18 protein-coding genes are annotated in these 24,559 nt (G+C 56.2%); 7 read left to right on the forward strand and 11 right to left on the reverse strand.

Features of this window, described 5'->3' with window-relative positions; all coding sequences use genetic code 11:
- Positions 1-58: 58 nt before the first annotated feature.
- A complete protein-coding gene (locus F5984_RS06920) occupies positions 59-904 on the forward strand; it encodes a DUF481 domain-containing protein (RefSeq protein WP_152123523.1) in 846 nt (281 codons plus the stop codon).
- A 1-nt stretch (position 905) separates the two neighbouring features.
- Here the strand turns inward: F5984_RS06920 and F5984_RS06925 are convergent, their stop codons facing one another.
- The 6 genes from F5984_RS06925 to F5984_RS06950 form a co-directional block, all read right to left on the reverse strand.
- A complete protein-coding gene (locus tag F5984_RS06925) occupies positions 906-1,667 on the reverse strand; it encodes a LysM peptidoglycan-binding domain-containing protein (RefSeq protein ID WP_152123524.1) in 762 nt (253 codons plus the stop codon).
- A 51-nt stretch (positions 1,668-1,718) separates the two neighbouring features.
- Entirely contained in the window at positions 1,719-2,207 is a 489-nt protein-coding gene (gene purE, locus F5984_RS06930) for a 5-(carboxyamino)imidazole ribonucleotide mutase (RefSeq protein ID WP_152123525.1), read from the reverse strand.
- 150 nt (positions 2,208-2,357) lie between these two features.
- Entirely contained in the window at positions 2,358-3,506 is a 1,149-nt protein-coding gene (locus tag F5984_RS06935) for a DegT/DnrJ/EryC1/StrS family aminotransferase (RefSeq protein WP_152123526.1), read from the reverse strand.
- 99 nt (positions 3,507-3,605) lie between these two features.
- On the reverse strand, positions 3,606-4,841 hold the full coding sequence (locus tag F5984_RS06940) for a DUF1501 domain-containing protein (protein WP_152123527.1): 1,236 nt from the start codon (positions 4,839-4,841) through the stop codon (positions 3,606-3,608).
- Between the two features lie 134 nt (positions 4,842-4,975).
- A complete protein-coding gene (locus tag F5984_RS06945) occupies positions 4,976-6,442 on the reverse strand; it encodes a DUF1800 domain-containing protein (protein WP_152123528.1) in 1,467 nt (488 codons plus the stop codon).
- A gap of 267 nt (positions 6,443-6,709) precedes the next feature.
- Positions 6,710-8,218 carry a helix-turn-helix domain-containing protein gene (locus F5984_RS06950; protein WP_152123529.1) on the reverse strand — a complete coding sequence of 503 codons (1,509 nt, stop codon included), beginning with the start codon at positions 8,216-8,218 and terminating at the stop codon, positions 6,710-6,712.
- 207 nt (positions 8,219-8,425) lie between these two features.
- Here F5984_RS06950 and F5984_RS06955 point away from each other — a divergent pair, with 207 nt between their 5' ends.
- Positions 8,426-8,764: a hypothetical protein gene (locus F5984_RS06955; RefSeq protein WP_152123530.1), complete on the forward strand. Its 339-nt coding sequence runs from the start codon at positions 8,426-8,428 to the stop codon at positions 8,762-8,764.
- A 92-nt stretch (positions 8,765-8,856) separates the two neighbouring features.
- Here F5984_RS06955 and F5984_RS06960 read toward each other — a convergent pair whose 3' ends face one another.
- A complete protein-coding gene (locus F5984_RS06960) occupies positions 8,857-9,261 on the reverse strand; it encodes a DUF2147 domain-containing protein (protein WP_152123531.1) in 405 nt (134 codons plus the stop codon).
- A 217-nt stretch (positions 9,262-9,478) separates the two neighbouring features.
- On the opposite strand from F5984_RS06960, the gene F5984_RS06965 reads away from it, so the two are divergent.
- On the forward strand, positions 9,479-13,534 hold the full coding sequence (locus F5984_RS06965; protein ID WP_152123532.1) for a S8 family serine peptidase: 4,056 nt from the start codon (positions 9,479-9,481) through the stop codon (positions 13,532-13,534).
- A gap of 50 nt (positions 13,535-13,584) precedes the next feature.
- On the forward strand, positions 13,585-16,404 hold the full coding sequence (locus F5984_RS06970; RefSeq protein ID WP_152123533.1) for a S8 family peptidase: 2,820 nt from the start codon (positions 13,585-13,587) through the stop codon (positions 16,402-16,404).
- A gap of 15 nt (positions 16,405-16,419) precedes the next feature.
- On the opposite strand, the gene F5984_RS06975 is transcribed toward F5984_RS06970, so the two are convergent.
- Positions 16,420-17,619: an acyltransferase family protein gene (locus F5984_RS06975; protein ID WP_152123534.1), complete on the reverse strand. Its 1,200-nt coding sequence runs from the start codon at positions 17,617-17,619 to the stop codon at positions 16,420-16,422.
- 172 nt (positions 17,620-17,791) lie between these two features.
- On the opposite strand from F5984_RS06975, the gene F5984_RS06980 reads away from it, so the two are divergent.
- Complete coding sequence (locus F5984_RS06980) at positions 17,792-19,357, forward strand: M20/M25/M40 family metallo-hydrolase (protein ID WP_152123535.1); 1,566 nt, start codon at positions 17,792-17,794, stop codon at positions 19,355-19,357.
- Positions 19,358-19,462: 105 nt separating this feature from the next.
- Here the strand turns inward: F5984_RS06980 and murB are convergent, their stop codons facing one another.
- Positions 19,463-20,491: a UDP-N-acetylmuramate dehydrogenase gene (gene murB / locus F5984_RS06985; RefSeq protein ID WP_152123536.1), complete on the reverse strand. Its 1,029-nt coding sequence runs from the start codon at positions 20,489-20,491 to the stop codon at positions 19,463-19,465.
- A 134-nt stretch (positions 20,492-20,625) separates the two neighbouring features.
- Between murB and F5984_RS26510 the strand changes: the two genes are divergently transcribed.
- Together F5984_RS26510 and gmd are read left to right on the forward strand one after the other, a co-directional pair.
- On the forward strand, positions 20,626-21,204 hold the full coding sequence (locus F5984_RS26510; RefSeq protein ID WP_185155438.1) for an SPOR domain-containing protein: 579 nt from the start codon (positions 20,626-20,628) through the stop codon (positions 21,202-21,204).
- Positions 21,205-21,290: 86 nt separating this feature from the next.
- A complete protein-coding gene (gene gmd / locus F5984_RS06995) occupies positions 21,291-22,403 on the forward strand; it encodes a GDP-mannose 4,6-dehydratase (RefSeq protein ID WP_152123537.1) in 1,113 nt (370 codons plus the stop codon).
- 360 nt (positions 22,404-22,763) lie between these two features.
- On the opposite strand, the gene F5984_RS07000 is transcribed toward gmd, so the two are convergent.
- Entirely contained in the window at positions 22,764-23,942 is a 1,179-nt protein-coding gene (locus F5984_RS07000; RefSeq protein WP_152123538.1) for a Gfo/Idh/MocA family protein, read from the reverse strand.
- Positions 23,943-24,011: 69 nt separating this feature from the next.
- Entirely contained in the window at positions 24,012-24,542 is a 531-nt protein-coding gene (locus F5984_RS07005; protein ID WP_152123539.1) for a 3'-5' exonuclease, read from the reverse strand.
- Positions 24,543-24,559 lie beyond the last annotated feature (17 nt).

Here is a 24,559-nt window from a genome sequence, read left to right on the forward strand (position 1 = left end):
GCGTTGACGTAGTAGTTTAGGGCCATTCTGCTCACTTGCTTATCACCCGGTTCATCGTATGTGGTTTCGTTTTCCCGCTATTCTCCTGTGCTTTCTTTTAGTTACCCGGCTGGGGTTTGCCCAAATCACCGAACAACCCGACCCTCTCCGACCCGCCCGGCCTGATACGGCCAAATCAGCCCCGCGCGACTCGGTCGAGGTTGCGGGCGACAGTTTACCGAAGGCTCAACCGGCCATCCCGACGCCCATCAGCCAGTTGCGGTATCGGCTCACAGCCGACGGCACCGCCACACGGGGCAATGTGAACCGGTTTTTGCTGCAACTCACGGCGGCCCTCGACCTGTCGGTGAGCAAGCAGTTTAAATTTTCGAGTAACCCCTCGTTTGTATACGGACGCCAGAATGCCCTGATCAACGAGCGCGAGTGGTTTGCCGACTTCCGAACCACGTACCGGCACGAAAAACAACTGTATTATCTGGCATTTGGCTCGTTGGAGAAAAGCAACCTGCGCAAAATTCAAAACCGGCAGATTGCGGCCGGGGGCGTCGGTCTAAAACTGCTCAACCGGCAGAAAGCCTACCTGTCGCTCACGAACGTGCTGCTTCTGGAACGTACCGATTTTATTGAAGGGCAGGATTTCAGCGTATTACGAAACTCAGCCCGATTGTTTGGTGAGTATCAACTGGGCGAAACAATCCGGTTTAGCCACACAACATTCTGGCAACCGGCACTGAACCAGACAGGGAATATGCGTTGGAACGGCACGGCCACGGTACAGGTCAAGATGACCGATGCCTTGAGCCTCCGTACCACACTCGCCAACTCGTACGAGAGCATTGTGGTGCCGGGGCGGCTCCGCAACGACCTGCGCTGGACCATCGGTCTCGCCTACGAACGCAAATAGCTTACTGTTTTTCGGGGTACGGAATCACGAGTCGTTCGCCCCGGGTGGCCATGTCTTTCGACTTGCCGTTGGCCCGCATGATCGCTTCTTTGCTAACCCCGTATTTTTGGGCCACTACCCGCAATACATCGCCGGGGCCAACCGTGTGTACAGCCATCACTTTCACTCTCAGCTTTGTCACCCCCGACTTTACCTGCTCCTCCGAAACATCCGGGTTCAGTTCTTTGAGGGTACTGATTTTCATGTTGTACCGATTGGCAATCCCGTAAAACGTTTCGCCCGATTGTACCGTGTGTGTCGACGACGACCCGCCCGGTTTCACGGCTACCTTTTCAACGGGCTTGGCCGCTTCGGGTTCAACTTTAGGCGACTCCGTGGCCGGTTCGGCCTTTTTCAGCTCTTCGGCTGATGGCTTCCCTTCGGTTTTTTCGCGGTTGTCGGCGGCTACATCTTCTACAGCGGCCGCATTGGCGGGTTCCTCAACGGGAGTCGGGGCCTGCGACAGGTCGACGGGCGTAGGCGTGGCCGTTGTGTCGGTCAGGGTATCGAGGGGCGTAATAAACTCGGGGTCGCCCTGCCCCGCCAGCGATTGGGTGGTGGTGTCGAGAGCCACATTGGTCAGTTCTTCGGCCCCGCCCGTATTGTCAGCTACATACTCGTAACCCACGTACAGCAAAGCCGCAATCATAGCCACCAGCACTGTCAGTGTGATGGTCGGCAGCGTGGAGCTTCCCTGACCGTTTCGTGTATTGTTAGCTTGCATTTTCTTAAAACGTTTGTGGTATATAGTCAACGAACGGAGTTAGCGAGTCACTCAGGAAATACCGTTGGCCAGCTCGCGGCTCATTTCGTCTACCTTACTCTTCAGTTCGTCCTTGAATTGATCGAGCCGGGTAGCCACGGCCGGATCGGTGAGGCTCACGATCTGAGCCGCCAGAATACCGGCATTGCGCGCCCCGTTGAGGGCTACTGTAGCCACGGGTACGCCCGATGGCATTTGCAGAATCGACAGAACCGAATCCCATCCATCAATCGAATTGCTTGATTTGACCGGCACCCCAATCACGGGCAACGTAGTGAGCGAGGCTACCATTCCTGGCAGGTGAGCCGCTCCGCCCGCACCCGCAATAATCACCTGAATTCCCCGGCTGCGGGCCGATTTACCATACTCGACCATTTTTTCGGGCGTCCGATGCGCCGATACAATGTCCATTTCCCACTGAACCCCGAGCGAATCGAGCGCATCGGCGGCCTCCTGCATCACCTTCCGGTCGGAGATGCTTCCCATTATTATTCCTACCATTCAATCAAGAAAGCCCTTGCATACAGGTACTCTATGCGAAATAACGGAGAATCAGCCAAAACAGGGTAATCATGAACGGTAATTTATCGCCGTACACGACAATTCGAGGGTAGAGGACCGGGGTCAACGCCGGGTCACGGGCCTATTGGGCTAAATCGTAGTCGCAGGCCGGTAGAAGCTACGTATTTTCCGAACCATGTACTGCACATTGTCGATACCCAAAGTCGGGTACAAAGGCAGGCAGAGCCCCCGCTCGAAACCGTAGTCGGCATGAGCGTAGGCTGTAGATGCCCCCGGCCGGGCGGGTAGCGTACGCGAATTTTCGGGCGTAAAACAGGGTTGCCGATGCAGTGGGTAGAAAAACGATCGGGTCTGTACGCCGTGCTCGGCCAGAAACGCCTGTAGTTCATCCGCCCGCTCGGCTATGAGTACGCATCGAAACGGCACGTGCGTACTATGCGGGGCAGCACCCACCACCCGAATCTCGGTTAAATCACTCAGCCCCTCTTCGTAAACACTCCAGAGCAATTGTTTCCAGCCAATAATATCGTCTAATTTCCGCAGCTGACTCACGCCAATAGCCGCCTGCATGTCAGTCATCCGAAAGTTGAAACCAACAGCCGGATGCACAAACGAGCCCCGCTCCATGCGCCCCTGATTGCGCAGCAAACACAACCGCTGATAGAGCGCTTCGTCGCGGCAGGCCACAAAGCCCCCCTCGCCCGTGGTGATGGTTTTGTCGGCAAAAAACGAGAAGCAACCCACGTCGCCAAAGCTGCCTACGTGTTTGCCCCGGTGCCGAACCCCAATGCCCTGAGCCGCATCTTCGATCACAAACAGGCCGTGCTGCCGGGCAAACCGGTCAACGGCCTCCATATCGCAGGCAGTGCCGTACAGGTGAACGGGCATGATGGCGCGGGTACGGGCCGACAACCCCTCGGCTGCCCGGTCCATATCAATTTGAAACGTATCTGGCTCGACCTCCACAAAGACCGGCATGGCCCCCACCATCAGTACCGCTGTGGCGGAGCCGGCAAAGGTGATGTCGGGCACGAGTACCTCATCGCCGGGGCCGATTCCGAGAGCCATCAAGCCCAGACTCAGGGCCATTGTCCCGTTGGGGGCAAGCACCCCGTAAGGAACGTCAATCAACTGCCGGAGTGCATCGACAAACAAAGCCGACTGCGGTCCCTCGGTAATCCAGTTGTTCTGAAGGGTTTGCAACACAGCAGCCGCGTCCTGTTCGTCCAGGTAAGGCACAATCTGAGGTATGGTACGGTGTACAAGTTCGTTGGGCATGGTGGGCGATTCGTAAAGCGTGCGACGTTTTCATTGTCGGCAGAACCACACCAAATAAAGCACCTTTTTTTGTACAAACAACCGCAATGCGCTATTCGGCTACACAATCGGCAGCCGATCAAACCGGCGGCCCAGAATAGCCTCGTCGTCGGCTTTGAGCCAATCGCGGAGTAGGGTTGCGTAGATGCTTCGGAAGTCGACAGTGTACTTCAAATCCCCTTCGTCGAGGTCGGTCAGGTTGGGTGCCGCGTTGATCACCCGCGACCCGGTTGCCGGCCCAGCTCCGTTCCCTCCAAACAACAGCACATTACTCGCCGTGCCGTGATCGGTGCCGTTACTGGCGTTTTGCTTGACCCGACGCCCGAACTCCGAAAACGTCATCAGTAACACGTCCTGCGTGCGCCCGGCCCGCTTCATATCGTCCATAAACGCCCGAACCGCTTCGGCGTACTGGCGTAGCAACCGCTCCTGCTGCCCCGGCTGGTTGATATGCGTATCGAAGCTCCCGATAGAAACGTAGTACACGCTGGTTTCAAGGCCCGACTGAATCAGCTCCGACACGGTTTTTAAACGGCTGCCCAGCTCACTGGCGGGATACAATTTTGGGGTCGACACGGTTTTGGCTTTATCGTACACGTGCTCGGCCGACGACACGGTCTCGGCCAGTGTTTTGTACAGGTACGCTACCTGATCGTGTTCGGGCGTGGAAGCTGGCGTGGCGGCACTCAACCCTTTCACGAGGCCACTCCGGGTTTGGTTGTACAGCTTTTTGGGGTCGAGTACGGCAAGGCCATTCACGGCATCACCCTTCATCGAGAGGCTCAGGGTATCGTCGACCTCCAGGGCCCGGTACGGCACACCAGCCCGGGCCGACGGGGCGCCCTTGCATTGCGCGTCCAGATACCGGCCCACCCAACCTGTGTTTACGTACTGGTTGGAGTCACTCGCAGTATGCCAGATGTCCATTGACCGAAAATGTGAACGGTCGGGGTTGGGATAGCCCACGTTGTTGATAATGGTCATCTGCCCGTCGTCGTACAAAGGCCGAATGGCTTCCAGGGCTGGGTTCAGGCCCAGCTCGTCGGTCAGGGTCAGTACTTTTTCGGGTCGAATGGCAATGGTAGGGCGCTCCCGGTAGTAAATATCGTTTCGGTACGGCACCACGGTGTTCAGACCGTCGTTACCACCCGATAGCTGAACCACCACCACAATTTTTTGACCCGTCGGGGGTAGCCCCATCCGGTCCAGTTCGTAGGCCTTCAGAAAGTTGGGGATCAGCAACGACCCGGCCGTGGTCAGTGCTGATTTTTGCAGAAAGTCGCGACGAGTAGGCATGGGAGAAAAAGATTGGGCGATTGAGCGAATGAGTGATTGGGTGTGGGCTGCGAACAGCAATGAGTGATTGTGTACAGCTCACAAACTCTCAATCCGGCATTATCCATTATTCATTCCACATTATCCATTATTCATTAACTAAGCTGATACTCAGGCAATGCCATAATGGCAGCCGTCAGAGTTTTGAGTTTCTCGGAGGTATCCTGTCCCGGCTTGAGTTGCTTAAGCAACAGATCACGTTGTTCGGGGCGGAGCGGCAGGGGAAGCAGGTAGGTGGCCAGAGCATCGGGCAGGTCAGCCTCGGCCACGCGGGCAAAGGGCTTTTCAAAACCAGCCCAGTCAACTTTGGTAGCAAACTGATTTGCTCCTTTACGGGCCAGTAGCGTTGCGTTCACGTCGGCTTCGTCTTTCGAACGAACATTGACCTCCGCGGCCCGCAACACGTAGTCGGGCAACTTCATGCGGAAAAGCAGGCTCGATGAATCGATCCAATTGCGGCCGCCGGGCCAGCCCGCTACGTTAGGTGGGTAAAAGAGAATCTGACCGAGGGTACGCTGCACAAATACCTGCGGCTGTGGCGCATCGAACGTAACCCCCAGCGTGTGCCGCATACCAGCCAGCAACTCAACCGGCGACTTGATTTGCGCACCCAGATTGGCTTTGTCGTAAAACCAGCTGGCCGAAAAAATCGTCTCCATCAGATTGGCAATCTGGTAGCCGCTGCGGTAGAACTGCTCGGCCAGGTCGGTCACACGCGCCGGGTCGGGGGTTTCATTGACAAAGTACCGGTACAATTTATCGACCACGAACCGGGCCGTTTCGCGTCGTTCGAGCAGCATTCCGATCACATCTTCGCCTTTGAACGCGCCTGTTTTTCCGAAAATAGTCTTCGGGCCGTCGTCGTGTACGCGCTCCCGAAACACAAACTGCCCTTCAAGCGTAAACTGCCAGCCCGTAAACGCCCGGGCAGCCTCTTTAATGTCGTGTTCGGTGTAATTAACCCCCGCCGACGACCCGCGTCCAAGCGTAAACAGCTCCATCAGCTCACGGGCAAAGTTTTCGTTGGGGGCATTTTTTCGGTTCTGCTGATTGTTCAGAAACTGAAGCATGGCGGGCGTTTTGGAAACGGCCATGAGTAGGTCGCCAAACGAACCGAGGGCGTGCTGCCGAATGACGTTGGCGTAATCCTGCATGACGAGCGCGTTGCGCCCCTGCGCCCGCACCGCAAAATGGCCGTGCCAGAACAAGGCCATTTTTTCGCGCAGGGCTCCTTTGTCGGCCACCATCCGGTCGAGCCACTGCACGTTAAGATCGCGCACCAGTTCGGCATTTTCGCGGATACGCGTCCGCAGGGCGTCGCGGTCGAGCATACCGTTACGCAGGAGTCCTTTTAGCTGCTTCTTGGAATCGTATTCTTCACGGGCTACCACCTCCAGAGGCTCCACCTTCTGGCTATCGTCGATGAGCTTTCTGACTACCCGTCGGAGCGGCATACGAGCGGCCGCATCCAGTTCGGCGGGGGTAGCACCAAAAGCAGCCCGGTTAAACAGGTGCCGCATCTGCGCCACGGCCTGGCGTTGGGGTGCGTGAATCTGTTCCATTAAAAAAGGGGGTTTACAGTTCTCTGTTTACAGTTTTCTGTTCGCTATGTAGCTGCATAATCTCCCCAGAATCGTTGAGAGCGACTTCTGCCTGATGCCCCAAAAAATGTAAACGATAAACCGTGTGTTCGGCTTTGATTCGGAAATAAAGTGCAGGTTTAATCGGAGTTATAAAATTTTCTTTCCGAAGCGCTGATCACTAAAAACAATAAACCAAAACCAGAAACCGTAGCGCCGACCGCCATAAACCAGAAACAATAAGCCGATCTACCGAACACCCAGGTCCTGCAAGGCGCTCTTGAGCATTTCGACGCGCTGCCGTTTGTGGAACAGAATCGGTGGTGCCGACCGCTCCTGGCAATCGAGCGCCCGGCACCGCTCGCACGATTCGTTGACCAGACGCCGGTTGATGGCCGGGTCGTTGAGAAAGTTTACCCGTTTCAGGCTGGTTTCGTTGAGCAAAATACCGAGCGAAACGCTGTGGTTGAGCCCCCGGATAGGTGTGAGCGGACGCGCCAGCCCAAACACAAAATAGCTATTGTGCGAATCGATGTAGGTCGAGATTTGCGCCCGCAACAGCGGCTTATCCACAGGGCCCTGCTGCTGGGCATCGGCCAGTTCGGTGAGCATCTTGAGCGAAATCCACCGGCGGCAGTAGTGTTCGCCCGTAATCCCGTGCGGATTGTGCAACCGCGACAGGTGCATTTCTTTGGTCAGGTTGAAGGTTTCGTCGCCCGGCGTTTCGTCGCCCGGCTCATGCTCGAAGCGGAGAAAAAACAACTGATCGATGCCAAAGTAGTGGGGCAGAAAATTACTGATCCGGTGCAGCAGGGTTTCGGGCGTGGCCTGTAGCTGATCGAGCATATGCTCCAACGCCACGGCGGCCTCGGCCCAGGTGGGCAGGCTAAGCCAGTTTTCGAGCAAGGGCAGCACCCGGTCCCGACGCATCAGAATGGCCCCGGCAAAGTACGAAGCCCGGAAGTTAGTCAGCACCTGATCGAACGACTGCACCTCCACCCACGACGAAGTAAGCGGGCGCTCCTTACTCTCGAGCTGCAGAAAGCCCACCTCCCGGCCGAGCGTAAAGGCACGCTGATCGGCCGTCAGAACCTGATTAAGGAGGAGTTTCTTTTCGGCCGGCAGTAGCACCGACCGCAAACTATTCAGGTGCGGGTGGCTCTCCTCGCTGAACAACTCAACGGTGTAGCCGTGGCACTCGTGCAGGTACTGACTCAAAAACGACTCGTTGAGCACAAAAGCCGGATCGGGGCTCACCTGCGCCAGAAACGCATCGGCCGCCTGCTCAATGTCGGCAAAATAGTTCTCGTGCATTTCAATGTACGTCCGAACGACGGCGAAGTAAAACTCCTCGACGCTCAGGTTGTACTGCCGCCCGATTTCCATGATCGTGCTGATAAACGCACTCAGTTTGGTTGGCGCGTTGGCCAGCAGTTCGAGCAGGTCGGCGGGTTCAATGCCGAACATGCTCAAGGGCAGGTCGCGTAGTACGTTGGAGCGCAGCAGATTGTAGATCGGCTCCATCCGCTTACTCAACTGCACCGACACAAGGGCATCGTACGTAACGCCCATAGCCCCCGCCAGAGCAATAATCTTGTCGGTTTTGGGGTACTTCTTGCCTTTTTCGATCTCGTTGATGTACGACACCGACACGCCCGACAAATCGGCCAGGTCGTACTGCGTTAAGCCTTTGTCGAGCCGGAGCTGCCGGAGCTTTAAACCAAAGAGGATACGAATACTATCCGAACTAAAATCCATACTGCATAGAGAAGACCCAAGGCCAAACTTACTATAATCCACGCGGTTTGCCCATTTTCAGTACATAATCTGGAGAATTTTTGGCCGTTTGCGAATATTCGCTTTTCTATTCAAAATTCGCTTTGTAAACTTGCTGGCACAATGACATCGCACGAATTTCAACTCATTACGGCTATGACACCAACCTCTTTTTCAACAGAACGGATTATGACGACCTATACGGATGTTGTGACCGAAAGCAGTCTGCGCGCTTTTATCGGGGCGGGGCTTCGGCAAGTGGCGAAGGCCATTGAACAAGGTCAGGAGAGTTTGTTGGCGCACGGACAAATTCCGGCGGGGTCGGCCTGTGAGCGCGTGGGCAACTGGCTTAAAAACCAGACCCCTACGTACGATGGTCGGGTGATCGAATTGTCGTGGTTCCGGCACCTGCTGGTTGAGGAAATGGACAATGTCCGGTACACGCTCGGTGAGCAGGCCTACTGGTCGGGTAACTACCCGGAAGCAGGTCGGCTGTTCAACGAGTTGGCCGCTTCCTGTGTCGACTAACCAAAGCAGGGGCACCATTAGGTAGCCCAGCTTACAGAACCAAGCTTACTTTATCAGCAAATTTGCACGAGCGGCCCCAATGGTCGCTCGTTTTACTTTCGGACAAGCTGGTAGTTTTTCTGAAAACACCGGAGACCCTTGTAGACCGTCACATTGAGGGTGTACGGGTTAGTGAGCTGAATCGCCACATCGTACTGGGTGCCGCTCGATGGGTGAATCAGCTTGCCGCCATTCCATTCTTTCCCATTGAAGGTGAGGTTGGTAAACAACAGCCGATTACCGGATAGCTTGTGCTGGTACGCGGCTCCTACCTCCACAAGACGGCCGAAATACTGGCCATTTTCCCGGTACACCTCAATAGTCGACTGGCGAGCCGGGAACAGCCAACTCCCCAGAATCAGGTCGGCATTACGACTCGATGTCCAGCCTCCGAGCAAAAGCAGAATGGCAATGCCGTGTACGATTCGGCGGGCGAAATAGGGCGCTTGTATCTTCATGGCACGTCAACGGTTGAGTAAGTAAAACGAAAATAGCCAACGTATCGGACTATACTAAACCGAACGACCTAAATACTTCTAAATTATTTCTTTATGTCTTTGCGGGAAATATTCGGTCGCTGCAACCCTACCTATTATTTAATCGTACAGGCGTATTATATTGGCTAGCTTTTTTTAAACGCATCCTACCCTATGAAGGGATGCCTTACTTAAACCGATGACGTACCGCTACTTTTGGATTGCCACAACTGCGCTGTTAGCTGTGGTCATTCGGCCTTCCTGGGCCCAACCGCTTCCCCAATATACGGCTTCACAACTCCGCCAGCAGACGGCCACCCAGCAGGCGGTTCGGGAGTTTCGGCAAACAAACTACAATCAGGCTGTCGAAAAGGCCCAGCTATTGGGGCGTCCGGTTCGAGTAACCCAACCCGACGGTACGGTCCAACAACTGTGGGGCCTCGATGAACGGGGCAACCTGCTCTACGAACACACGTACAACAACATCCGGGCGGCCAGTACCACACGCACCTCCGACCTGTACACGGGCGGGGGACTGGGCCTGTCACTCTCGGGCAGCAGCCCCAACGTGCGTGATCGACTGGCCATCTGGGACGGCGGCCGGGTTCGAAATTCACACCTTGAATTTGGGGGGCGCGTTACCCAAATGGATAACCCGGCCGGTACCGATAACCATGCCACGCACGTAGCCGGTACGCTGGTGGCTCAGGGCCGCAACCCGCTGGTGCGCGGTATGGCCTTCGGGGCAAACCTGAAAGCGTACGATTTTTCGAGTGGCGACACCGAAATTGCCGAAGCCGCCGGTACATACCTCGTCTCGAACCACTCGTATGGGTTTACGGGGGGCTGGTTTTTCAACAGCAGTCGCTCGGGGTCAATTAAATGGGAATGGTATGGTGATACCACCATCAGCGAGCGCGAAGACTACAAGTTTGGTTTTTACGACTCCAACACCCGCAACTGGGACCGTATCGCTTACAACGCGCCGTACTACCTGCTCGTGAAATCGGCCGGTAACAGCCACAGCAGCAATGGCCCCGGTGATGGGCAACCGTACGTTCTGATTAACCACCGCAACGCCACCAGCACTAAGCCTCGCAATGACCAAAACGGGTACGACCAGATTTCGACCAATAGCACGGCCAAGAATATCCTGACCGTAGCGGCCGTTTCGAATATTCTGGGTGATTACAACATTCCGTCAGACGTGCAGATTGCGAGTTTCAGCAGTTGGGGACCCACCGACGACGGGCGCATCAAACCCGACATTGCGGCCGTAGGGGTCGATATTCTGTCGAACAGTTCCCGTAACGACAGCGCCTATGCCGTACTGAGCGGCACCTCCATGTCGGCCCCCAATGCCACCGGGTCGCTGTTGCTGTTGCAGGAGTTATACGCCAGCCGCAACAAAGGAGAGTTTATGCGGGCCTCGACCCTCAAAGGACTGGTGCTGCATACCGCCAGCGAAGCGGGCGATGCCCCCGGCCCCGACTACCGCTTCGGCTGGGGGTTACTCAACACGGCGCGGGCCGCGCAGGTGCTACTCAATACCGACCAGAATCACCTGCTGAGCGAGCAAAGCCTGTTGCCCAACCAAACCTACAGCTTACCGGTGGTAGCCTCTGGGCGCGGGCCGCTCACAGTGACCATTGTCTGGCACGACCCCGAAGCGACGGCTACCACCCTCACGGCCGCTAATGTCAACAGCCGGACGCCCAAGCTCGTTAACGACCTCGATTTACGCATCACCACCGCCGACGGTCGGCAAACGTCGTTGCCGTGGGTGCTCAACCCCGACAGCCCGGCGCAAGCCGCCACCACGGGTGATAATATCCGCGATAATGTGGAGCAGGTGGTGGTGCAAAATACCGTGCCGGGGCAGTCGTACACCATCACGGTAACGCACAAAAGCTCGCTCGTCAATGGTAAGCAAGATTACGCCCTGCTGGCATCGGGCGTAGGCGGAACCGCCTACTGCGCATCGGGTTCAACTGACAACGGACTTCAGATTAAGGGCATTCAGCTAGGCACACTCAGCCGAACCGCATCGGGAAGCTGCGTGTCGTATTCGGATTTTACCCAAACCAGCCTCCCCGTTCAAGTAGGGCAAACGCTGCCGTTTTCAGTAACGGCTGGGACCTGCAATGGCACCGTTGCCCGCGTGGCAGCCGTACGGGTTTTTGCCGACTGGAATAACAACGGCCTGTTTACCGACCCCGGCGATACACTGACTACATCAGACATATTCAGCAACACGGGTACGTTTGCCACTACGCTACAAGTGCCTCCATCGGTCAGTCTCGACCAACTGGTACGGGTACGCGTTGTTATGAGTGAAATCGGCTCCTTCGGCACTATTGCTCCCTGCGGCAGCTACAGCCGGGGCGAAACGCAGGATTATCTGCTTCGGATTATTCGCTCGGTCAATGATGTAGGCGTGGCAGGTATTGTCACACCCGACGCCAGCTACTGCCCTTCTAATAGTACCCCATCGGTTACGGTACGGGTGCGCAACTTCGGGTCGCAAACCCAACGAAACGTACCTGTCGACGTCACCGTGACCGACCCGGCTACCGGCAGCAGCGTTACGGCACAGGCCACCTTACCCGTACTGTCCGGTTTCCGTGAGAGTCTGCTCAACATACCATTCCGGTCTTTTCCGGGCACAGGCAACTCGGCAAGCTACCGGATCACGGCTACCACCTCGCTCACTGTCGACCAGAATCCGATCAACAACCTCGTGACCGAAACTCGCACCATAACCACCGGTGCCCCCCTCTCGGTATCGGCGTTTACGGCTTCGGTCTGCGGCACCGATACCACCGTGGCCCTGCGTAACAACAGCGCGGGTACGGCATTCTGGTACAGTGCCCCAACGGGCGGTAACCTGTTAGCAGTAAACAACATTGCCCAGACCCGCCAGCGCCAAAATGTGTACTATGTGGATGTCAACAGCCTAAACGCACAACTTGGCCCGGTTGCCAAAACAGCCTTCAACGGGGGTAGCTACAGCGGTAACTTTGGCCCGGCACCCCTCATCAGTACCCGCGTACCTGTTCTGCTCGAAAGCGCCCGGATTTACACGGCGGCTCCTGGTCGGCTGACGTTTACCGTTCGGCGACTGTCCGACGATGTAGCCGTGTCGACTGTATCGCTCGACGTCACGGCTACCCGCAACCCGAGCCTAACCGCCCTCAACGCCAGCGGCCAATTGGTCGACGACCCAAACGATACCGGTGCCGAGTACCCGCTCAACCTGCGGATTCCGCAGGCAGGCGACTACCGAATCACAATTGGGTACGAAGGCGGGGTGTCCATATTTCGGAGTAATGTGGGCGTTGCGGGCTTCCCGTACCAGATTCGGACGGCCTCGGGCGAGCCCATCGTCAGCATCCGGGGGTCGTTGTTCGACAATGCCTCTACGGGCCAAACCGATACGCTCACCAATGCCTGGTATTACCTGTACAACCTCCGGGTGCGCTCGCTCGACTGCCCGGCCCCGGCGCGGGTAGCCGTGACCACGTCAACGGGGCAACTCCCCGTTGTGAACCTCACCGCCGATGGCTCCACCACTATTTGCCGGGGTGCCGGGGTTACGTTGCAGGCTACTGCAACCGGTGTGCTGACGTACCAGTGGCTGGTCAACGGACAACCCGTTAATGGAGCTACGAGCGCCACCTTCCGGGCCACGGGCGAGGGCGCTTACTCGGTGCGGGTAGCCAACAATTGCGTACCCACCAGTTCGAGCAGTATTCAGGTGAACCTCCGGGAGTCGCAGGCACCCACCGTTCAGCTCGACGGGCTTGTGCTCCGTTCCGACGCCACCATCAGCAACCAGTGGCTCCTCAACGGTATTCCGATTACAGGGGCTACCAGCCAAACGCTAACGGCTACCCAAACGGGCCGGTACGCGGTTCGGGGCAATGTGAACGGCTGTGGAGAGGTAGTTTCCAACGAGGTGCTCGTTACAATTCTGGCCACGGATGACCCGCTCGCTACGGGCATCGAAGCCTTCCCCAACCCCACTACGCAGCGGGTCACGGTTCGGCTTCCCATTCAGCCCCGGCAGCAGCTACCCACAGCCCGGCTCGTAACGGCTACCGGCCAGACAGTAGCCGAAAAAGTAATGCAACGAGAGGCCAATTTTTTTGCGGCCGATCTGGATTTAGGCAATCAGGCGGGCGGTACATTTTTTGTGGTGATATTGGGTAGCGACGGCGGAAAAACAGCCGTTGTCCGTATCACTAAACTGTGACCCCCAACCCATCTGATACAAAACTACGTCGCTCTACATACCGGCTTCCAGTGGCTAACCAACACACAATCAGTCTGTATGTGTGTTGGTTAGCCACTGGCTGGTGGGTATTGCTGAGCCTATGGGGGCAGGCTCAAGCGCCCTCTCCAACTGCCCCTGCAGTATCGCTCAACGAGCTATCGGAGCGGTACGCCCAACGCACCCAACGAGCGCATCGGCTGGCCCGGCAGTTGGGTTGGCCTATCCACAAAAATTATTCCAACGGACAGCGGTTTAGCCTACAGGACGTTGATTCTCTGGGGCATCCGATCTACTACCGAACCCACAACACCCACGCCAGCCTGCTCACCCAAACGGCAACTCTCTACAGCAAGGGGACCGCCGGGCTCGCTCTATCGGGAAGTAGCCCGCTGTTGACCGGCCGGATGGGTATGTGGGATGGCGGTCGGGCTCTTGCCCAGCACCGCGAATTTGGCGGCAACAACTCCCGGATTCAGTACATGAATCAGCAGGGCGAATTGAGCGACCATACCACCCATTTAGCGGGTACGCTCATTGCGCAGGGAATTAACCCAGCAGCCAAAGGCATGGCCTTCGGTGCTTCGCTCAAAATCTGGGATTACGACGACGATATCATCGAGATGGCTTCGGCCGCCAAAGACCTGTTGCTCTCCAACCACGCCTACGGCCCGGTTGTAGGCTGGGTGTACAACCCCGACCGACCCGGTAACGACGCTAGCCTCAAGTGGGAATGGTGGGGCAATACGGCCATGAGCGCGACCGAGGAGTATCTGTTTGGCTTCTACAACGCCAAAGCAGTCGATATTGACCGCATTGCGTACAGCAACCCTTATTATCTGGTGGTGCGGTCGGCCGACAACAAACGGGCCGAAACCGGTCCACCGGCCAATACCCCCTATTTCCTGCGCAATACCGACGAAAAAAGTACCCTACCTCGCCTGCGCAACGATAGCTACGACGTGATTGCGGCCGAAGCTACTGCAAAAAACGTCCTGACAGTAGGTGCGGCCGATGTTAGCGCCGACTTGAGTCGTATTACGGTTTCGTCGTACAGCGGCTGGGGGCCTACCGACGATGGCCGCATCAAACCCGATTTACTGGGTGTTGGCACACCCATTCTGTCCACCCTATCGTCGGGAACAGCTAGTTATGGAAGCCTGCTGGGTACCTCGATGGCCTCGGCCAACGTAACGGGGTCTTTGCTGTTGTTGCAGGAGTTATACTCCCAACTAAGACCCGGTCAGTTTATGCGGTCGGCCACGCTGCGCGCCCTCGCCCTGCACACAGCCACCCGCCCGAAGCCAAACGGCCAAACGGCCCTACCCCCACCCGACTACCGACAAGGCTGGGGATTGCTCAATGTGTACGAAGCGGCTCAGGTCATTCTGAACAACAACGGAGCCCATCAGCTACAGGAGGCCTCGCTCCGGCAGGGAACCACTTACCTACAATCAGTAGTGGCCCAGGGCAACGAACCGCTGGTGGTGACCATTGCCTGGACCGATCCCGAAAGCACCCCCACGCCGTTAAATCCGCGCTACGTAAACAGCCGGGTACCCAAGCTAATTAACGATCTGGATGCGCGTATTACCGACGACAAGGGCCTTATAGCCAACCCCTGGACACTGAACCCAAACCGCCCCGAGCAGGTAGCCGTGCCGGGCGACAATATTCGGGATAATGTGGAACAGGTGGTGATTCAGGACCCTGTGCCGGGCCGTACGTACACCATTCGGGTAAGCCACAAAGGCGAGCTCCGGTATGGGGCGCAACCTTTTTCGGTAGTTGTGAGCGGCCTCCGCCGACTTGAATGCCCGCTTCAGGTGTCGATGTCTCCCAACGCCGACACCACTCTTTGCCCCGGTCGACCACTGCTGCTTTCAGTTGGGCAGGCTCAGTTTGTCAATTCGAAAACCCTCGCTACAGCAACCCGCTACGAATGGCTCCGCAATGGCATCCCCGTGGCCGACGCTAACAGTGCATCGTATGTGGTAGCGACCCCCGGCTCGTACGCCGTTCGGGTTACGGATCATAACGGGTGTAGCGGTACCAGCCGCCCTATTCTGGTGCAGGCTCTGGCCGACCGAACCTTGCTCACGCCAACGTCCAGTCAACTCCTTTGCACAGCCCGCCCGAGTGTTCAGCTGACAGCCACAGGTGAGCCGGGGGCCACCTACGAGTGGTTCCGCGATGGCCAGATGATTAGCCGGGGAACAGCGATGCGCTATCAGGCAAGCGTACCGGGTAGCTACGCCGTAAAGATGAGCCTGAACGGCTGTTCGGTACAAAGCCCGGCCACGGTTGTTGAGTCGACCGCGAAACCGCAGACCGAAATACTGCCCACCGACAGCGACATTACTCTGCCCAGTGGGTCGTCGGTGCGGTTACAGGTCCCCGCTAATTCAGATTATACGTACCAATGGTTCCGCGACGATGTTCCCATTGCGCAGGCAACCGGCTCGTCGTGGCTGGTAAACCAGCCGGGACTGTATCGTCTGCGCATCAGCCAGCAAAATTGCACGGCCTTGCTCAACCCGCGTAAGGTACGGTCGTCGATGGCACAAGCTGATTCCCTGTTTAGTACGGTCCCCGCCGACAGCATGTTGCTGGTGATGCCCAACCCGGCATCGGAGCAGGTCACAGTGCAATACAACCGTAAAACGTCGGAGCGCCCCATTGCGTTGGTCTACAGCCTGAACGGCCTTTTGCTGCTGCCCGAAACACCGCTTACCTTCCGCGACGGGCTTTACGAAGCGACCATTCCGGTGCGGAACTTTCCGCCGGGGCATTACATGATTCAGGTTATCGACGGCCCACGGGTACGGGCCACCCGATTTGTGAAACGTTGAGGAATAAAAAAACGGTTAGATTCGGACGAAGAGCTTACGCCGGTAGAGCCAAACCATCAGATACCAGGCCGCCCAGAAAGCCAGGCCACCCACAATGGCATGTTGTACGCCCGCCGAAAGACCACCGATAACCGGGCCAACGTGCGTCCGGACGTTGTCGACCATCCAGCCGTGAATTGTCCAATGGGTCAGGTAGGCAGCCATCGAGTTGGCTCCGACCACCACAAACCAGAAATTGCCTTTTTTCCACTGTCGGCTTTCAATCAGCCACACAAAAAAGGCTAGCATGAGCAACACCAGCCCACCGCTGAACAGGGTCCAGGTGGGAGTCCAGATGCGCTTAACAATCGGGCAGACTGATGCGTAGTGCAACACCAATCCCAGCACCACAGCGCCCACGCCCCAGATCAGCAACGTCCGAATTTTGGTGTTTAAGTCCCGATTACTCTGAAGCAACTGCCCCGCCCGCAAGCCCATCAGCATCGTAGCCAGCGACGGAATAAAACTCAGGGTATGGTAACCACCCCGGTTGATGATAAACGGCTTGGCACGGGGAAAGAGGTTCAAAAACCACTGATCGAAATAATTGGCCGGGTTCACATGGATATTCCAGTGGGCCATAAAACCGGTCAGCGGCTCGTATTTGCTGCCCTCCACCACGCCGTATTCGGTCAGCAACTGGGCATTAGCCAGCGGATAGAAAGCAAATAAGGCCCAGTAGCCAACCAGAATCACGGTCAGGGCTACCCACTGCACCCGCTCCGACTGTAACGCGAGCCAGAACAGCAGCGGGTATCCGAGCCCAATCTGGGTAATGACATCTTCGAAGGTGAAATACGTCTGATCGCGGCCCATCGACCGCAGAAAAATTCCAAGCAGAATCAGAATGGCGGTACGTCGCCAGGTATGCGCCCACAGTTCGCTCATTGGAGCGCCTTTGGCCAACCGGGAGGCAATCGAAAACGGAACGGCTACACCCACCATAAACATAAACGAGGGCTGAATGAGGTCCCAGGCCCGGCACCCGATCCAGAGTTCGTGCGAGGTCTGGTAGCCGATAAATTGCCAGAACGCGCTATCGGGGTAAAATTGGGCCAGTTTGGGCAATTCGAGGGTGGCCTCGGTCATCAGAAACACCATCACCACGCCCCGAAATACATCCAGCGAGAGGAAGCGTTCGGTTTGCTTGACAGCAGGAGCAGCTTGTGCAATCATAGGGTACGGCAGATCAGGGGGTTTAGGAAGTTCGAATCTGAAGAATTTTCGGCTGACAGTCAAGCTAACGCCTTGCAGTCCAGAGCATCTTCAGGCTTACTGCTTGTAAAGGAGCATTTCGGATAGAGTTAATGCTTATTTTGTGCACAAACCCCCTAAATAGGTCGACCGCATGAAAAACAACCTTTGGCTAGCCGGACTAGCCGTGGCCACGTCTTTGTCAGGACACGCACAAACCGATAAAATTGATCAGGCCGCCATCCAGAAAATCCGGGACGAAGGCTTGCAGCGCTCGCAGGTGATGGAAACGGCCTTTTACCTGACCGACGTCAACGGCCCCCGCTTACAAGGCCCCGGTTTCATGAAAGCCGCCAACTGGACCAAAGACAAGCTGACCGGGTGGGGCCTCAAAAATGCCCGGCTCGAACCCTGGGGCGACTGGGGTAAAGGTTGGGGCGTAGAGCGGTGCTACCTGGCCATGACCGCTCCCTACTACAAGTCGATTATTGCGGTACCTCGTGCCTGGAGCGGTAGTACAGCCAAGCTACAAACCGCCGAAATCCTGTTTATCAGCGACTCCGACACCACCGCTCTGGAGAGTTACCGTAGTAAGCTCCGTAACAAGGTTATCCTGATCGACCAATCGTACAAAGTGACGCCATCGTTCCGACCCGACGCCGACCGGTTTACCGATGAGGCCCTGGCCAAAATGGCCGCCGAAAGCAGCCCGGCCCGCCAGCGTTCGGGGCAAGATTCGTCGTACCGCAGCCTGATTCAGAGCATGCGTACCCGCAACGCATTCAACCAGAAAATGCGCAAACTGGCCAAGCAGGAAGGAGCCGTCGGAATTCTGAACACTACCCAGACCAGCAAAGATGGAACCCTGTTTGTGAGTGGCGACTACGCCAACGCGGCCCTTGGCTCTACCCCCGACGACCTCGCCGATCTGTCTATTTCGGTGGAAGACTACCTGATGCTTTGTCGGCTCATGAAAGCCAACGTGCCGGTCAAACTTGAACTCGACGTAAAAACGAAGTTTTACACCGACGATATCAAGGGCTATAACGTACTGGCCGAAATCCCCGGCACTGACCCCAAACTAAAAGATGAAGTTGTGATGCTGGGTGCCCACCTCGACTCCTGGCATGCCGCCACCGGCGCTACCGACAATGCAGCAGGCAGCGCCGTGATGATGGAAGCCGTTCGGATTCTGAACACGGCCGGCCTAAAACCCCGCCGGACTATTCGGATTGCCCTCTGGAGTGGCGAAGAACAAGGGTTGCACGGCTCCAAAAACTACGTGACCAACAAACTGGTCAGCTCGGGAACGAACAAACTCACCCGCGAGGGCGAAAACCTGGTTGCGTACTACAACGTAGACAACGGTACCGGAAAAATCCGTGGCATTTACCTACAGGGTAACGACGCGGCCGGGCCTATCTTCGCCGAGTGGCTCAAGCCTTTTCATGATTTGGGCGCTACTACCGTTGCTCCCCGCAGCAGTGGCGGTACCGATCACGTTTCGTTTGATCGGGCCGGCCTGAACGGGTTCGGCTTTATTCAGGACCGGATTGAGTACGACACCCGCACGCACCACACCAACATGGATACGTACGACCACCTCCAGCCCGACGACCTGAAACAGGCCGCTACCGTAGTAGCCGCTTTTGTGTACAATACCGCCATGCGCGACGCCCGAATCCCGGCCAAAGCCCCGGCTATGCAGTCGGCGCGGTAACGGATATATACACAGGAGGGGGCCGCTGAAATACCAGTAGCCCCCTCCTGTTTTGGTTATGTGGCAACTCATTCGGCTCAGGCAAGTCTTGCCTGAGGTTTCTATTCACACCAGGTTTACCTCGGGGTTGATGGTTATGCCAAATTTTTCACCTACCGAACGCTGCACCTCATGCGCCAGGGCCAGAATTTCGTGGCCGGTGGCTTTGCCGTAGTTAACCAGCACCAGCGCCTGCCGCGCATGTACGCCCGCGTCGCCAGTGCGGTGCCCTTTCCAGCCGCACCGCTCAATAAGCCAGCCAGCGGGCACCTTTACCCGATTGGTATCGGCCAGAGGATAGCCCGGCATATCCGGCCACTCCACGCGCAATGCTTCAAACTGTTCTTTCGGGATTTCGGGATTTTTGAAAAAGCTGCCCGCATTGCCAATTTCGGCCGGGTCGGGCAGTTTGCTTCGCCGAATCCGAATTACCGCGTCAGACACCGCCTTGATTGACAGTGTCTCATCGGTAACGCCCATCTCGGCCAGCGTTTCGGCAATGGCACCGTAGGAGGTATGAAACGTGGGCGTTTTATCAAGCTGAAACGTAACGCTCGTAATAATGTATTGATCTTTCAAGTCGTGCTTGAACACGCTCTCACGATAACCAAACTGGCACTCGGCATGGGTAAACGTGCGGATCTCGCCCGTTTGCCGGTTCAGCGCTTCCAACGACTCAAACACCTGCTCAATCTCAACGCCATAGGCCCCAATATTTTGCATGGGTGCGGCTCCCACCGTGCCCGGAATCAACGACAGATTTTCGAGCCCCGCGTACCCGCGCTTCACGCAGTACATCACAAACTCGTGCCAGTTGACCCCCGCCCCGGCTTTGACCCAGTAGTGGCGCTCATCCTGACGCACCAGTTCAATGCCCTGAATATTCATCCGAATGACCATGCCCTCAAAGTCGCCCGTCAGCAGCAGGTTGCTCCCTCCGCCCAAAATCAACTTCGGCACGGCGACGTACTCGTTTAGGTGCAGCAGCGTTTGAAAATCGGCCGGGTCCTGAATTTCGGCCCAGTAACGGGCATTGGCATGAATACCAAATGTATTGTAGGGTTTCAGAGAAACGTTACTTTGAACGTTCAGCATACGCAATCAGTCGATACGATAGGTCGCAAAAGTAACGAAAAAGCGGATGGCTTGACCGTTTGGGCGGTTTCGGAGGCCGACAATCCTGACCATCAAAATATTCTGTAAGTTTGCAATCTGCTTAAAACACACACATGAAATCGTTTTCAGCCCTTTTGGTCAGCCTGATGGTGTTTTTGTTCACGGCCTGTGCTCCCAAAACGCTGCCCTCTTCGAACCGTACCGGCGATTATAACGCCTACAACGAAGATTTATCGGAGGCTCGGCCCGTGTACAACAACATGGGCACCCGGCCGGGGGCGACCACCAAAACCGGCTCGGCCAGCAGTACAGGGTCGGCATCAGCCGAATCCCGGAAAATTACTAATGTTGGTTCGGCGGAGGCTTTACACATCAATCGTAAAGTCGACGAGCAATTGACATCGATTGCGGATAAAAACCGTTCGTTACGCTACGCATCGGGCTACCGAATTCAAGTGTATGTAGGTAATGAGCGTCAACAGGCCGAGGCCGCCAAACTTCAGGTTTATCAGAGCTTTCCCGAGCTTACGGCCTACTTAAGTTACAATCAACCAACGTATAAACTTAAAATTGGTGACTTTATCCGACGGATGGATGCCGAACGGTATTTTGGCCAAATCAAACAGATGATGCCCTCGGCTATGCTTCAACCCGACAAAATTGATGTCCGACGAAGCCTATCGATAAAATAAATGTTAGAAATTTCATTTTTTAGCCTTACTTTCGTCCCGGCAATCTTGAATTAGTACCAAAAAGGATTTCAGCGTCCTATACACGTATGAAGAAAGCGTTAATTACAGGTATCACAGGGCAAGACGGCGCCTATCTGGCCGAACTGCTGCTGGAAAAAGGTTACGAAGTGCACGGTATTAAGCGCCGGAGCTCGATGTTCAATACGCAACGTATTGATCACATTTACGAAGACCCCCACGAGACCAACGTTCGGTTCCACCTGCATTACGGTGACCTGGCCGACTCTACGAATATCATCCGGATTATTCAGGAAGTACAACCCGACGAGATCTACAACCTCGGTGCCATGTCGCACGTGCGCGTGAGCTTCGACGAGCCCGAGTACACGGCTCAGGTCGACGGTATCGGTACGCTGCGGATTCTGGAGGCCGTTCGGCTGTTGGGTATGACGGACAAAACGCGCATTTATCAGGCTTCAACGTCGGAGCTGTATGGTGGGGTGCAGGGCCACGCTCAGTCGGAGCTGACGCCGTTCTACCCACGCTCGCCGTATGCCGTTGCCAAGCTGTATGGCTACTGGATCACGGTTAACTACCGCGAAGCGTACAACATGTACGCCTGCAACGGGATTCTGTTCAACCACGAGTCGCCACTGCGGGGTGAAACGTTTGTAACCCGGAAGATCACGCGCGCTGTAGCCCGTATCGGTCTGGGCCTGCAAGACAAGGTATTCCTTGGTAACCTCGACGCACAACGCGACTGGGGCCATGCCAAAGATTATGTAGAGGCTATGTGGCTTATTCTGCAACAGGAGAAGCCCGAAGATTTTGTGATTGCCACCGGCCAAACTACCCACATCCGCGATTTCGTGAAGATGGCGTTTGCCGAAATTGGCGTTGAGGTTGCATTTGAAGGCGAAGGCGTGAACGAGCGTGGTGTAGTAGTTAGCTCCAGCAACCCCGACTTCCCGGTAGCGGTAGGTCAGGAGGTTGTTGCTATCGACGAGCGCTATTTCCGCCCGACGGAAGTAGACCTGCTCCTGGGCGATCCCACCAAGGCGATGACCAAACTGAACTGGAAGCCTAAGTACGACCTGAAGGCGCTGGTACAGGACATGGTTCACGCTGACGTGGCCCTGTTCCGCAAAGATCAGCTGCTTGAGAAGAGCGGCCACCGCGTACTGAACTACTTCGAATAACAAACGGGTGAGCCTGTTGCTCACTCAGATGTTCTATAAAAAACGGTTGCTGCGTCGGGCAAAGCCCGATGCAGCAACCGTTTTTAGGTTTATGGCGGCCGGCGCTCCGGTTTTTGGTTGGGCCAGCATCAGACGCTACCTATCTCTATTTCAACGTGAATTATGAAAAGCAATCACGCTAATCTGTATTTTAAAGATGGTCGCTGACGCATGGGCCTTCGACAAGCTCAACCGCACGCGGTCCGGGCTGACTCTAAACTTGAGAGCCGCCAGTCAGCCTGAGCCTGTCGAAGGCCTATGCGTCAGCTATTATTCAAATGCACGTTACACTAAAAACTGGAGCGCCGGCCGCCATAAACGCTAAACCATAAAATCCCTCCGTGCAAGGCGGTCGGCTTCGGCGGCTACGATGAGCGAGTCGAGGCCGTTTTCGTTCGTGATTTTGCGGTGCGTATCGGGAAAGTAGACCGCGCTCACCTGATCGCGGAACATGAGCCGGAGCAATTCGCTGTACAGGTGCAGTTTATCATCGCCGAAACCATAGCGGAGTTCAATCTGCTGGTAGGCTTCAAATTCTTTGTGTCGCCCGCGCAATACCCGGTCTTTTCCGCCGAAGTTGGCCGTTACATTCAACTGTGCCCCCGGAAACAAGGTCATGAGCTCACGGGTCGTTTCTTCATCGACCACCGCCCGCAACACCAGCCGGGTTGGCACCCACTCATACAGCGTAATGTCGCCCCGTTCGAATAAAATACGCATTTCCTGCCGGTCCATGCGGCCGGTTTGGGTGAAGCCGTGGTAAAAATTGACCGTTTTCAACCCGGTCTGCTCGTCGCCATAAGCAACCGTACAACTCACCTGATCTTCAATATCTGCGCTATTCGGCCGTTTGGTCACCTGCGCTGATAGCACGTTGCCCTGGCCGAGCCACCCGCTGAACATATCGAAAAAGTGGACACCATGCTCCACGAAAATACCCCCACTTTTGCTGCGGTCCCAGAACCAGTGTTCGGGCGAGAGGCCTTCGTCGCCCGCGTAATTTTCGAAGTAACCATGCAGCACCTCGCCCAACAGATTCAGGTCAATCAGCCGTTTCACCCGTTCGAACATAGGGTTGTAACGCTGCATCAGGTTTGTTACCATCAGCAACCCTTTCTGAGCCGCTTTCTCGAGCATAAGCCGCCCTTGCTCCGGGTTCATGGCGAGGGGTTTCTCGCAAATGACGTGCTTACCCGCATCGAGTGCGCGCATAGCCTGCTCGAAATGCAGAAACGGGGGCGTAGCAATATAGATTAGGTTAATGTCGGGATGGCTGAGCAGCTCATCCAGCGAGTCGAGGTGTTCGGCCCCAAAGCGACGGGCTGCGGCTTTGGCTTCCTCGCGCTTGGAGCCCGCAATGGCCACCAGTTTAACGTTTGGGGTTTGCATAAACTGCTGGACGGCAAACAACCCGAAGCCCCCCATGCCAATAACACCCAGCCCAATATCGGGTAAAAGCTCTCCGGCGGGCGATAGCCCGGCTGTCGGATTTGTTTCCATAACGTGACGGTTGATTCAGCCATACAACTCGTCGGGCTGGGCAACTGTTGCCAAGGGCTTTTTGCCGGGTCAGAGCAGGGTAGCCGGACGCGGAATCAGGCTGTGCCGGTCGTTGGCCATGAGCCGTTCAAAAAGCTGCACGGTCGCGGCCGCATCGCCGTGAGCGCGGTGCCGGTTGTCGAGCGGAATTTCGAGTGAATTACACAGCTTGCCCAGGCTGTACGAAGGCAGGCCGGGGAATATTTTCCGACTGGTGCGAACGGTGCAGAGTGTCCGGCGGAAAAACGGGTGATCTAACCACTCCAGCTCTTTCTTGACAAAGTTGAAATCGAACGCGACGTTATGTGCCACAAAAATGGCCCCTTGCGACATCCGAATCACCTCGTGGGCCACCTCCTCGAAGCGCGGAGCCTCGGCAACCATCTGATGGTTTATACCCGTGAGGTGTTGAATAAACGGCGGAATGGGGCAGTCGGGGTTCAGTAAGGTATGAAAGGCATCAACAACCTCATGGCCGTTGTGGCGAAACATGGCGATTTCAGTAATCCGACTGGGCCCCTTCACGCCCCCGGTCGTTTCAACGTCTACGATACAATACACAGGATAAAAGTACGCAA

Source organism: Rudanella paleaurantiibacter (assembly GCF_009184635.1).
Taxonomy (GTDB): Bacteria; Bacteroidota; Bacteroidia; order Cytophagales; family Spirosomataceae; genus Rudanella; species Rudanella paleaurantiibacter.

Coding starts and splice junctions, on each gene's coding strand:
- F5984_RS07000 (WP_152123538.1), bottom strand. CDS start 23,942: ATGGAAACAAATCCGACAGCCGGGCTATCGCCCGCCGGAGAGCTTTTA.
- F5984_RS06940 (WP_152123527.1), bottom strand. CDS start 4,841: ATGCCTACTCGTCGCGACTTTCTGCAAAAATCAGCACTGACCACGGCC.
- murB (WP_152123536.1), bottom strand. CDS start 20,491: ATGCTGAACGTTCAAAGTAACGTTTCTCTGAAACCCTACAATACATTT.
- F5984_RS06975 (WP_152123534.1), bottom strand. CDS start 17,619: ATGATTGCACAAGCTGCTCCTGCTGTCAAGCAAACCGAACGCTTCCTC.
- F5984_RS06960 (WP_152123531.1), bottom strand. CDS start 9,261: ATGAAGATACAAGCGCCCTATTTCGCCCGCCGAATCGTACACGGCATT.
- F5984_RS06920 (WP_152123523.1), top strand. CDS start 59: ATGTGGTTTCGTTTTCCCGCTATTCTCCTGTGCTTTCTTTTAGTTACC.
- F5984_RS26510 (WP_185155438.1), top strand. CDS start 20,626: ATGAAATCGTTTTCAGCCCTTTTGGTCAGCCTGATGGTGTTTTTGTTC.
- F5984_RS06935 (WP_152123526.1), bottom strand. CDS start 3,506: ATGCCCAACGAACTTGTACACCGTACCATACCTCAGATTGTGCCTTAC.
- gmd (WP_152123537.1), top strand. CDS start 21,291: ATGAAGAAAGCGTTAATTACAGGTATCACAGGGCAAGACGGCGCCTAT.
- F5984_RS06965 (WP_152123532.1), top strand. CDS start 9,479: ATGACGTACCGCTACTTTTGGATTGCCACAACTGCGCTGTTAGCTGTG.
- F5984_RS06955 (WP_152123530.1), top strand. CDS start 8,426: ATGACGACCTATACGGATGTTGTGACCGAAAGCAGTCTGCGCGCTTTT.
- F5984_RS06950 (WP_152123529.1), bottom strand. CDS start 8,218: ATGGATTTTAGTTCGGATAGTATTCGTATCCTCTTTGGTTTAAAGCTC.
- F5984_RS06945 (WP_152123528.1), bottom strand. CDS start 6,442: ATGGAACAGATTCACGCACCCCAACGCCAGGCCGTGGCGCAGATGCGG.
- F5984_RS06980 (WP_152123535.1), top strand. CDS start 17,792: ATGAAAAACAACCTTTGGCTAGCCGGACTAGCCGTGGCCACGTCTTTG.
- F5984_RS06925 (WP_152123524.1), bottom strand. CDS start 1,667: ATGCAAGCTAACAATACACGAAACGGTCAGGGAAGCTCCACGCTGCCG.
- purE (WP_152123525.1), bottom strand. CDS start 2,207: ATGGTAGGAATAATAATGGGAAGCATCTCCGACCGGAAGGTGATGCAG.